This window comes from Sphingobacterium sp. UBA2610 (assembly GCF_002339225.1).
In the GTDB taxonomy this organism is placed as follows: Bacteria; Bacteroidota; Bacteroidia; order Sphingobacteriales; family Sphingobacteriaceae; genus Sphingobacterium; species Sphingobacterium multivorum.
Map to the genome: position 1 here is coordinate 73,059 of NZ_DDKA01000022.1, position 11,730 is coordinate 84,788.

Annotated in this window: 7 protein-coding genes; 3 read left to right on the plus strand and 4 right to left on the minus strand. The window is 42.2% G+C overall.

The genetic code is table 11. The features are described 5' to 3' along the window. Nucleotides 1–185: 185 nt before the first annotated feature. Nucleotides 186–2,312 (minus strand): carboxy terminal-processing peptidase, encoded by a 2,127-nt coding sequence (locus tag B4Z47_RS15580; RefSeq protein WP_286727540.1) that lies wholly within the window; start codon nt 2,310–2,312, stop codon nt 186–188. 208 nt (nt 2,313–2,520) lie between these two features. After that, the gene (locus B4Z47_RS15585; protein ID WP_286727541.1) at nt 2,521–3,624 is read right to left on the minus strand and encodes a tetratricopeptide repeat protein; all 1,104 of its coding nucleotides are present in this window, start codon (nt 3,622–3,624) and stop codon (nt 2,521–2,523) included. 314 nt (nt 3,625–3,938) lie between these two features. On the opposite strand from B4Z47_RS15585, the gene B4Z47_RS15590 reads away from it, so the two are divergent. Both B4Z47_RS15590 and B4Z47_RS15595 read left to right on the plus strand, forming a co-directional pair. Then, a complete protein-coding gene (locus tag B4Z47_RS15590) occupies nt 3,939–5,219 on the plus strand; it encodes a replication-associated recombination protein A (protein WP_286727542.1) in 1,281 nt (426 codons plus the stop codon). Between the two features lie 189 nt (nt 5,220–5,408). Then, nucleotides 5,409–6,911 (plus strand): S41 family peptidase, encoded by a 1,503-nt coding sequence (locus B4Z47_RS15595; RefSeq protein WP_286727543.1) that lies wholly within the window; start codon nt 5,409–5,411, stop codon nt 6,909–6,911. A gap of 248 nt (nt 6,912–7,159) precedes the next feature. Here B4Z47_RS15595 and B4Z47_RS15600 read toward each other — a convergent pair whose 3' ends face one another. After that, a complete protein-coding gene (locus B4Z47_RS15600; protein WP_286727544.1) occupies nt 7,160–7,465 on the minus strand; it encodes a hypothetical protein in 306 nt (101 codons plus the stop codon). 18 nt (nt 7,466–7,483) lie between these two features. After that, a complete protein-coding gene (locus tag B4Z47_RS15605; protein ID WP_286727545.1) occupies nt 7,484–8,962 on the minus strand; it encodes a hypothetical protein in 1,479 nt (492 codons plus the stop codon). Between the two features lie 237 nt (nt 8,963–9,199). Between B4Z47_RS15605 and B4Z47_RS15610 the strand changes: the two genes are divergently transcribed. Then, on the plus strand, nt 9,200–11,728 hold the full coding sequence (locus tag B4Z47_RS15610) for an SLBB domain-containing protein (protein ID WP_286727546.1): 2,529 nt from the start codon (nt 9,200–9,202) through the stop codon (nt 11,726–11,728). The last annotated feature ends 2 nt before the right edge of the window (nt 11,729–11,730 follow it).

Sequence of the window (11,730 nt, forward strand, 5' to 3'; positions counted from 1 at the left end):
CATCCTGTCCTGCAAAATCTTTAGCGTATGAGCTATGGGAATCATTCGGACTTTAAGCAGTACCGGTATATTACTAAAACAATGAATGTAGCGATAAGTTACAAAGAAAACGTGAATTTAATATTAAAAAAAAAGCAACCGCAGTTACGGTTGCCTTTCATTTTCTAGCTTTTGAAACGTTGAAATTACAACGGTTTTTTTGTTCCAAAGTTGATGATATAATCGGTCATCACTTTGGCACTTTCATCTTTCACAAAGTCAAGATCGATTTTAGGTTGGGACTTACCTTCCTCCCAAGCTGGTTTACCCTGCAATTTCAATAAAGCGTTGATGCGATCTCTATTTTTCTTGAGGTTGTCATCTTTCTCTTTTTTGAATTTGTTGAGTTCCAATGGAATTTTAACATCCTCATCTTTTTGAGCTTCTTCAATATCCTCTTTCAGATACTTATATTCCAATGAGTTTTTAATGCGTGCCTCATGCATTGCTTCTAACTTTTTGTCAACAGCACTTAGATCAGCTACTTTTTTGAAGTTGCTCGATTGGATCTGATCCCAAGGGAGTGCTGATTTTTCTGAGCTCTCTCCAAATTTTTCTGCGGAGAACTGTGAAGGGAATGCGATATCTGGTGTAACCCCTTTATGTTGTGTACTACTACCGTTTACACGATAGAATTTACCTAGTGTGATATTGATCTGGCCATATTGAGGAGCACCTTCTGGGGTGTCCGGATCTTTTTCACCTGAGGCTTTTAGCAATAAGCGGCTGGTTGGGCTAATAACGCGTGACATGTCGATTGCCGATTGCACTGTTCCTTTACCATAACTTTGAGATCCCAAGATAATACCTCTTCCATAATCTTGAATAGCACCGGCAAAGATTTCAGAAGCCGAAGCCGAGAAGCGGTTGATCATGATGCCCAATGGACCATCCCAGGATACACCCGCGTTTTTATCTTCTTCGACATCGATGTTATTTTTTGTGTCTCTTACTTGTACAACTGGACCTTTGTCGATAAATAAACCGGTTAAATCAATGGCTTCCGGTAAGGAACCGCCACCATTGAATCGCAAATCGATAACCACAGCATCTACTTTTTCTTGTTTCAAGGTGTCTAAGATTAACCTAACGTCTCTCGTTGTGCTCTTATAGTTTGGATCGCGTCTTCTGTAAGCTTCAAAATCCATGTAGAACTTCGGAATATTGATGATACCCACTTTGTACGTTTTTCCGTCTGATCCTTTAACGCTCGTAATTTCTTTTTTCGCAGACTCTTCTTCAACAACGATTTTCTCACGTACTAAAGATACAATGCGCGGATGAGAGTTCATGGGCTGACCAGCAGGTATAATTTTCAGGCGGACAATGGTTCCTTTTGGACCTTTGATTTTTGCTACGGCTGCATCAAGTCTCCAGCCAATAATGTCTTCGAATTCACCATCTTTTCCTTGGGCTACAGCGATGATTTTATCATTGACATGAATGCTCTTGTCTTTGAATATTGGTCCACCGGGGATAATTTCAAAGATGCTTACCGCTTCATTATCGATCGATAATCTTGCACCGATCCCTTCAAACGTATTGGCCATTCCCTCATTAAACGCCTGGGCAAAGGATGGGTTAAAATAGGACGTATGTGGGTCAACAGCATCGGTCAATGCTTGCATGACCACCTGAAAAGCATCGTTTGCGTTGGTTTTTTTGGCCTGAGAGATCAAATTGACGTAGCGTTTTTTTAATGTTTCTACCTGTTTGGTTCGCGCACTGTCGGTCGATTTACCACTGGCAGTTTCTAAGTTCAGTAGGTCGTATTTTACGCGTTTACGCCATTGGTCGTTGGCTTCATCTGCAGTTTTAAACCAGCCCAGTTTTTCACGATTAGGTTGGTAATACTCATCCTTCGTATAATCCTGTTTCTTGTCAATTTCTGAAAGCGCATATTGCATTCTGTCCAGGTATCTCTTCGAATAGACATTAAAAATATGGAATGCCGCAGAAAGATCTCCATTTTTGATATCCTGCGCAAGATTGTTTCTGTACGCTTGAAATTCATCAACATCCGCTTGAAGCAAATAATTTTTTCCTTGATCCAAACTTTTGATCAGATTATCGTATATGATGCCCGATATCGAATCATTCATTTTGACCTTTTTGTAGCTCGCATTTTCCAATAATCCAGAGACTTCTTTAGCGATAATTTGATGTTGTGTGCTTGGTTTAAGCCCTCCATCATCAGGAAGTGCTACCCGTGGTTTTGAACCACAAGAAACAATGGATACAACAAAAAGTGCAAATATGAGTTTCCTAAACATATTTTCGACGGTTTTAATAATCATTTTTATTTAAAAAATATTCAGCTCTTATTGATAAGCGTGCTAAATTTAGTGAAATTCGTAGCACATTATCGCAGAATCTAAAAATTTATTTGATTTATCCTTCAATATTTACAAAAAGCTTAAAATGTCTTTGTAGACGGCTCTTTCAAAAGACCACTAGAAGGGGTAGATTGTTTTAAATGTTTCAATTGTACAATTCATTTTTCAACTGCGTATAGGCTTTGTAGGTCTGATCAGCAGATGGATAATCTTTTAGCACAAGATATACCTCGCCAAGTTTGTCCAATATAGCCAGCGACAGTTGTTTATTATTTTCATCTGAAGCGAGTTCTGCCGCTTGCACAAATTCTTTGATCGCCACCTTATAATTACCATCTTTTTGCTTGGATGAGGCCAACAAGTATTCGATTTCAGCGAGCTCGCTACTTAGTTTTTTTGCATTGGCCAAGTCGCGGGCCTGTAGCAGAAACCACTGAGCCTCGGTAAATTTATTTTGCTTAAAATAAATTTCAGCAAGCATTTCCCATGCGAAAATCTTCCCCTCATAGGCTTTGGCCTTATTGAGCAAAGGGATCGCACTGCGGATAATATTGTTTTCGGCAGTTTTATAGTTTCCCTGACCGGCTCGTGCCATAGCAATTAAAAGCCAGGCGTTGGCTTGGTCTGCATAGCTTTTGCTCTTCATGGCATAGGTATGGTAATTTTGTGCGCTCTCTTCAGCACGTACAAAGTCTCCACGATACAGCTGGAAATTGCTGATGTTCATATTAATGGTAGCAATATCATCTCTGTTATCGGTACGATTTGCCAAGGAAAGCGCCTGATATAGAAATTTTGAGGCGTTGCTGCTATCGTTATTTTTAATTGAAAATAAGGCTGCTTCATTGGCAAGCGCATAGCCCGCAATCCAGTTTTCAGCTTTTGTTTGTGTCTCTATAGCACTATCCCAGCTCTTTGCCGCAGTAGGCATGGGGTTCATCAAATATTGAAAATGGCCCACGTTATTTGTGCTCCGCAGTTGCAATAACAGTCGCTGGAGCAGGAGCTGCCTGGCAATTTCTTTGCTGAACGACTTCTTGTCTGCATAATTCTCTGCTAGTATTTCATTGGCCGTTTTTGGAGGTGGTAAAAAGTAGACCTCTGGACCGATACCTTTAAAGGAAGCATCGTATTGTTTTATTGCGCCAGTATAATCTTTGGCGGCATCCTGTGCGATTACCTGACATGGTATATTCGTGAATGCAGTCAAAGCGGTAACTATAGCAATCCAGTATTTTGTCATTCTCATAAAATATTACGTTATTATTAACGTCTACATAAATTTAGCTAAAGGACATATTTGAGCAATCTACTCCTTCATTCGATAAACCTGTACGGTCGGTTATGCGCTGCCAAAAGCAATTTACATATATCATAGCGCAAATATGACGAAAAATTGTGTGAAAAAATGTTAAAGTAATATCGAACGGCGAATGATGACCCTCAAAACTATGCTTATGAAAGCTTGATGCTTATCGCTTTGCAGAACTCATAATAGCAGAGTTTGGATGAATAAAGCTAAAATATTTAGTTGCTGTGCCGTTTAATTTTTAACTTTGTGTTATGGCGACACGAATTCCATTAGCAGAACGACTTAGACCGCGGCAATTGAGTGATTATGTGGGACAACAACATATTGTGGGCCCAGATGCGGTACTCTATCATGCGATCCAGCAAAAAAATATTCCATCCATGATTCTGTGGGGACCTCCCGGGGTCGGAAAAACAAGTTTGGCCTTGCTGATCGCAAGAGCGCTCGACCGGCCTTTCTTTTCATTAAGTGCGATTCAAGCAGGGGTGAAAGATATTCGTGAAGTCATCGAAAAAGCCGAACGGCTGATGAACTTCAACCAAGATCAACCCATTTTATTTATTGATGAGATTCACCGTTTTTCCAAGTCGCAGCAGGATTCCCTGTTAGGAGCTGTTGAGCGCGGATTGGTGACACTTATTGGTGCAACAACAGAAAACCCATCGTTCGAGGTCATCTCCGCTTTGCTCTCGCGTTGCCAAGTGTATGTATTGGAACATCTTTCGGAACAAGATCTGATTGGATTAATTCAAAAAGCATTACATGAAGATGAATATTTACAGAAACAAGCGATTGTTGTCGAAGAATATGAGGCCTTGTTGCGGTTGTCCGGTGGCGATGCACGTAAATTGTTGAATGTTATCGAATTGGTTGTGAATGCTGCTGTACTACACAAAGAGCCAATTACAAATGCTTTTGTTTTGAAGCAGGTACAGCAAAATATGGCCATTTATGATAAAGCGGGGGAGCAGCATTACGATATAATTTCGGCCTTTATTAAATCAATCCGGGGGTCTGATCCGAATGCCGCGGTCTATTGGCTTGCACGGATGATCGAAGGCGGGGAGGATCCATCCTTTATTGCACGGAGGTTGTTGATTTTAGCTTCTGAAGATATTGGCAATGCCAATCCGAATGCCTTGTTGTTGGCGAACAATTGCTTTCAGGCTGTCAATGTTATTGGGTGGCCCGAATCACGTATCATTCTTTCGCAAACGGTTATCTATTTGGCGACTTCTGTTAAAAGCAACGCTTCCTATGAAGCAATCAATAAAGCGCAGGCCTTGGTAAAACAAACTGGTGATCTGTCTGTACCGCTGCATATCCGTAATGCGCCGACCAAATTGATGAAAGACTTAAATTATGGGGCCGAATACAAATATGCACATGCCTATCCGGGAAACTTTGTCGTTCAGGAATTTCTGCCCAAAGAAATTAGTGGTGTCAAATTGTATGAGCCTGGGCAAAATTCACAGGAGGAAAAATTGAGACAGAGTTTACGGGACAAATGGAAAGAGAAATATAAGTATTAAATCAATATGTTATAAAAAACGGGCTTGGCGGGTATTTTTTGATTTTGTTAAAACTATCTTATGCCTTTGCTTGTTCTCCTAACGTTTTTCAATAGGTAGTAAACACGCTGGCACTCCCCATGGTCAGCGTGTTTTTTTTATTGTGGATCGGAGTAAATTAATTATGTTTGTTTTACAAATGTTTCAACTATGAACGTAGCGCCATTAAAACAAACAGGACGTTTGGCTATCCTAGCACTAACTGGACTTTTTGTCTTCTCTTGCAAAAAGGATAATCCTAAACCCGAGCCCGAGCCGGAACCAGTGGAGCGTACCGAAGCGCAGCTGATCAAGGATGATATCTATAAATATTATAAGTTGTATTCACTTTGGGAAAAATCCATTCCTGATTATACCAGTGATCCTTCTCAATTCACCGATAAATATGGCTCAGCAGATTTGGTGCTTGACGCATTGAAGAAAATGACCCCAGCACATGCTTCTTATTCAGGTGGTGTATTGGACCGGTTTTCCTATATGTTGGGGCTAGATGGTTATAATACCGGAACAACAGCTTCCAGTAGGCTTAAAATGGATACGAACGACGGGTATGGCATCTATGTGCAATTGGGAACTGAAGATGGAAAGACAGCACAGCCTATCATCTATTTTGTCGAGGGCGGATCGCCTGCGCAAAAAGCAGGTTTTAAACGTTCAGATTTTATTACTGCTGTCAACGGCGATTCCGATTACTCGATTGCTGTTACCTGTACGACGACTGGTTGTTCGATTAATGATGCAAGTGCCCGGGACAAAATGATGAATAAACTGAATGCAGCCTTGGACGCGGGTACACTTAAACTGCAGGTTAAACATCAGGACGGGACAACGATGAGCGAAGATCTTACTTACGCCAATGGTTATACGATCAATCCAATTTACAAAGATGAGGTCTACACCTACAATGGCAGTAGTGTTGGTTATTTGGCCCTGTCTTCGTTTGAAGAGATTGGCAGCAATGCGACCAACAAAAAGAATATGGACGATGCCTTTACGAAGTTTCAAACTGCAGGTATTAAGAGCCTGATTGTTGATCTGCGTTATAATGGAGGAGGTTACGTCGAATCCTCCGTTTATGTTGCCGATAAAATCGCTGGAACCATCGGTGCGGATAAGCGATTGATGTTGACCTATGATGTAAACGATTACATCAAAAATGATGCACAGCTCAGCAAAGAATTTGCAAATACCTATTTCAGTGGGAGCAGCAGCCTCAATCTGACTAAGGTTTACTTTCTTGTGAGCGAAGGTACTGCCTCGGCAGCAGAGATGTTGATCAATGTGCTCAAACCACATCTGACCGTCGAGGTGATTGCTTCAGGTAGCCGAACCTACGGTAAGCCTGTCGGATTTTTTGAAGAAGTGATTCGTAATAAAGTCTCCTTTTGGCCAGTATCCTTTATGCTGCGCAATTCCAAAGGGATATCAGACTATTGGGACGGACTTAGTCCCGATAAAAGTAATGTTGATGATTATGTTTTTGTCGACTTTGGTGATAAGAAGGAGACGATGCTGGCTACGGCATTGAATGATGCTTTGCCCGGTATCACAACTAAGGCTGCATTAAGTACTGTGAGCAGCAAAAGCCGCCGAAGCATTAGCCAAGGGCTGGTCACCCCCCGTCCCGAGCGCGGCATGTTCAAGAAACGTTAATCAAAAAAAGCTATAAAAAAATCCCCCAAAGGTCTCGTCGACAAATGGGGGATTTTTTATTTCATTTCTTCGCACGTTCTTCGTATTGTCTTCGGACCGCGTTCGGGGCTGATGAATACGTATAGAAATTTTGTGCAGGTACTGACCAGATAATTCCTGTTCGGGATCTGGTCAAGGTCTGTTGCCTATTGGGTCAAGGTCTGTCCGCGGTCGAAGCAAGACCGAAGCAGGTACGAATCAGGTCCCTTTTATTCGTTCGAAAAAAGATAAGAATGGCATAGCTCTGCCGCAGCAGCATCCGGTAAGCATTTTAAGTAACCAACAGGAACCTGAGCGATAATCTTTTCCAAAATGGTATTCATGTTGGAAAATAATTCCTTGTTCCACCGGATAGAAGTACAGCTGGGTAATACCGCGATAAAGCCTTTAAGCCCCGTTTGCCACTCAAACTCATTCATTGGAGCCTGTTGCAGACGAACAAATCCTTGTAAGGGCAGTTGTTCATTTTTATAACAAGGCGTCTTGCCGCTCCATGGTGTTCCATAAATGTCCACTCTTTCCGCTGTGATTCTTTACTCTATACCCAGAGCGCGAAGCAGCTTCTTCTTTTCATCCGAATCTTTTAGCGCATGGACATGATACTTTGCATCTAACAGGTTTGCGGCAGATTTTTTAGCGAGATAGCGATCGACATAGTGTGTTGCATGTTGCAGTATAAATGTGCGGCAGTCTATATTAACACTGATGCCTTTTTCAAAATTGCCATAGGTGAGCCCCGTTACAGCATCATTTGACGAGATGGATTTGATGCTATTTTTGTCTAATCCGCTGATATTTAATGTTAGCGCAGGGTAGTAGAAATCCGCTTGATTTGGTAATTTGACGTTCACGATCAACTTATTCCCGTCGATACGGCTGCTGATCAGGCTGTTTTGTCGGTTATAATTGTATTCGTAATACTCCTCTTGCGAAGGAAACCACAAGATGTCCTTGCCGTCTTTCCCATAGGTATCATTGAGCCAGAGCAGAAGCTGCGCCCAGTCCTGATCCGTTTCGTGCACACCAATATGGACAGCCTCGCGGTTAGCCATATCTTTTGCGACAGCATCGTTGACCAGCTTTTCTACCTCAGCCGCGCGATTGACAAATACCCGGGCCAAAGTCTTTTGGTTTAGGGACGAATTGACCTGATACGGGATAAGCTTATCGGCACCGGTCTGTGCCGTCATGGTCTGAATTGCCGGAAAGCCAAGTGCCGCCTGTAGGTACGATTTATTTCCATTTGGCTCGGCCAAAAATTTCATGTTTCGCCCATTCAACCGTTTTTTAGTGATTTGTTGCGCAAGGTCAAAATGCTTAATCAGCGAGTCAACAGTGTTGACTGCGGTGGTATTGAGGTCGTGGAAAGCAATGGCATTACCGTCGTTAATCATTTCGATCACGTTGTTCCACCGTAGACCAGCTTTCATATAAAAGCGGAAGAAATTTTCCTTAAACCCTTTCTTTACCACTGTTGGATCGTTCATAAAGGCCCATTCCGGCGCCAGCGTGGTGGTAAAATGGAACCTGACTTCATTGCCAACGCCATCCGTACTGCCTAGTGTTTTGCCCAGCAGGTAACTGTTTGGTGGCATATCATCAGCTTCCAGGTGCTCAATATCGAAATAATATTTCCGTTTGATGTCCGAGCGGTCTATCGGTTTGCCATTAATCGCTGCCCAGGTCATGCTGAATGCCGACTGCTTACAGTCGTCCTGTGTGAGCATAAACAATAAGCTCTTATTATATTTTAGTGGCGGAATACTTACAGTGGGCGTTTGGGATATTTCCTGCCCCGGTTGAAACTCGATGATAAGTTCCGCTTCTTGTCCCGTCTTTTCCTCAGCAAAGGGGTAGACGTATCGGTTTGCATTTTCGCCGTTATCGGGAGGTGATACTTCTTTTCCATCTTCGGTCTTACTGCCTTGGTAAAGATCTTTTTTTAGGCAAGAAGACAATAGGCCACATCCTAACGTAATAAGAATAGCTTTTGTGTAAATAATTTGGCGCATGCGCAAATATAAGCCTTCTTATTGGATTAACTATTTCGTTAAATAAAAAAAATAATACGATGATGCTCCACTACACTATTGTGTAGCGAAAGGAATAGTTTTTACGTTTATTACAATAGACTTTTTCAAAGTCTCGTTGAATAACGAATCAATTACAGTTAAAAAGCCGATTCAGGAAATATTTCAATCATTTAATTAAATAGTTTTACTAATTTTGCGGCAAATACCGCAGTGTCGATGAAAAGAATAATATTATGGTTATGCATAGCAGGATTTGTGGGTACAGTACACGCACAGACCAATCCTGCCAATATAAAAGTAGACAATCTAAGTGACGCACAGATTGAACAGTATGTCAAACAGGCCGCTTTAATGGGTTACGACGAAAGTCAGTTAGATGGCTTTGCACGTGCGCAGGGCGTTTCAGCTGTCGAGGTTCAAAAATTAAAAGAACGTCTGGCGAATATCAAACGTAAAAAGCAGCAGCCAAATCCGTCACAAGTATCTTCCAGCCAATCGCGCAATACGCGCAGCAATGGCCGTCAGGTAGATGGTTACTCCCATGCAGATTCTTTGCAAAATAAGCAGACCAATAGAAGAGATTCGATGGAAAATGAAGAAGGCAAGCTCAAGATCTTTGGCTCAGACCTCTTTAAGAATAATGCCATCACCTTCGAGCCCAATCTGCGTATGGCTACACCGAGCTCCTATATTATCGGTCCAGACGATGAGATTCTGTTAGATATTACAGGCGATAATGAAGCCTCTTATCAGCTTCCAGTAAGTCCCGATGGAACAATTAAAGTAGAATATGTGGGTCAGATCAATGTGGCCGGATTATCCATTGCTGCGGCAAAAAGTAAGATTGAGCAACGTTTGAGCGGGACTTATCCAGCGTTACGCTCCGGAAGAACCCAAGTGAGCGTCAACATCGGTAATATTCGCACCATTCGTGTGACCTTGACAGGGGCTGTTACTAAGCCGGGAACTTACAGCCTGCCTTCCTTGGCGACTGTATTCAATGCATTGTATGCCTCTGGCGGACCGAATAAAAACGGAACTTATCGTAAAATTCAGGTGATTCGTGGTAATCGTGTGGTGAGCACGATTGATGTCTATGATTTCTTGGCGAATGGCATACAACAAGGTAATATCCGTTTACAAGATCAAGATATCATTCATATCCCGGTTTACGGAGCCAGAGTACAATTTGAGGGCGAAGTGAAGCGTCCCGCCATTTTTGAGACCGTACCCGGAGAATCCCTTTCCGATATCTTGCGTTATGCAGGCGATTTTACCGAAAATGCCTATAGTGCAAAGGTTAAAGTTTTACAGACTACAGGACGTGAGCGCAGTGTACAAGATATTTACGCCGACCAATTTGCAAACTACACGCCCAAAAGTGGCGATCAATATATTGTAGAACCTATTTTGGATCGTTTTGCCAACCGTATCAGTGTATTAGGGGCCGTATTTCGTCCCGGCATATTTGGTTTGGAGCCAGGTATGACGTTAAGACAAGTGCTGGAGATGGCCGATGGCGTTCGTGAGGACGCCTTCTTGGAACGCGGCATCATCAATCGTCTTAAAGCAGATAATACCTCCGAATTGATCAATTTCAATGTACGCGATGTCCTTGCTGGAACTGCAACCGATATTCCATTAAAACGAGAAGATAAGATTGAGATTTCGTCCATCTTTGATTTAAGGGACGAATATAAATTCACTGTTCAAGGCGAGGTACGATTTCCCGGGGAATTCCCTTTTGCGAGCAACACAACTTTAGGTGATGTTATTCAGAAGGCAGGGGGGCTTACCGAAACTGCAAAAAATGCCCGTGTAGAAATTGCCCGTCGTATTCAGAACCAAGAGGTTACTGATCATCGATCTTCCAAAACAATTTTGGTGGATATTAAAGATGGTGTGCTCACAGATCCCAATATGACATTACAACCTTATGATGTTATTTCCATATTAGGCGATGCGGGTTTCCGAACACAACGTCAGGTCAAAATCGAAGGTGAGGTACTATATCCCGGTTTCTATACGATTGCACGTGAAGATGAACGTATTTCGGATATTATTAAACGTGCGGGAGGGCTTACACCCTATGCTTATACCGAAGGAGCTTCCCTGAAACGTACCGGTATGTCTAAATTGAAAGAACAAGAGAAGAAAGAAAAGGAGCGGTTGAAGAAAGAATTGGAAAAATACGACCTCGATGAAGATGGTAATAAAAAAGATGCTAGCCTAGATAAAGATCCTGACAAGAATAATGATGATTCCAAAGCAAAAAGTGCAGCTTTAGCAAAGGTTTCCCAAACTGGAGTGTCCACATCAGATATCGAGCCGAGTGACCTAGTAGGTATTGAATTAGATAAAATTTTAGAAAAGCCTTATGAAAAGGGTGACCTTCTCGTTCTAGACGGCGATATTATCACCGTGCCAAAAGAGCTAGAGACCGTGAAAGTTGTTGGTGAGGTCTTGAATCCAAACAACGTTGTGTATGTCAAAGGCAAGAGCTTAAAGTACTATGTCAACCAGGCAGGAGGGTTTACCGACAATGCCTTGAAAAAGCGTGTATTCGTTCAATATGCAAATGGTGCTGTAAAAGGCAAAGATGGGGGGTATCCAGAAGTTAAACCAGGGGCTGAGATTGTCGTGCCTAAACGGGCTCCGAGAGAACGTATGAGTGCGCAAGGCTGGGTTGGATTAGGAACAGGTATTGCTTCTTTGGCGGCTATTATAGTTTCTTTATTACGTTAATA

Coding starts and splice junctions, on each gene's coding strand:
- B4Z47_RS15610 (WP_286727546.1), top strand. CDS start 9,200: ATGAAAAGAATAATATTATGGTTATGCATAGCAGGATTTGTGGGTACA.
- B4Z47_RS15580 (WP_286727540.1), bottom strand. CDS start 2,312: ATGTTTAGGAAACTCATATTTGCACTTTTTGTTGTATCCATTGTTTCT.
- B4Z47_RS15595 (WP_286727543.1), top strand. CDS start 5,409: ATGAACGTAGCGCCATTAAAACAAACAGGACGTTTGGCTATCCTAGCA.
- B4Z47_RS15585 (WP_286727541.1), bottom strand. CDS start 3,624: ATGAGAATGACAAAATACTGGATTGCTATAGTTACCGCTTTGACTGCA.
- B4Z47_RS15605 (WP_286727545.1), bottom strand. CDS start 8,962: ATGCGCCAAATTATTTACACAAAAGCTATTCTTATTACGTTAGGATGT.
- B4Z47_RS15590 (WP_286727542.1), top strand. CDS start 3,939: ATGGCGACACGAATTCCATTAGCAGAACGACTTAGACCGCGGCAATTG.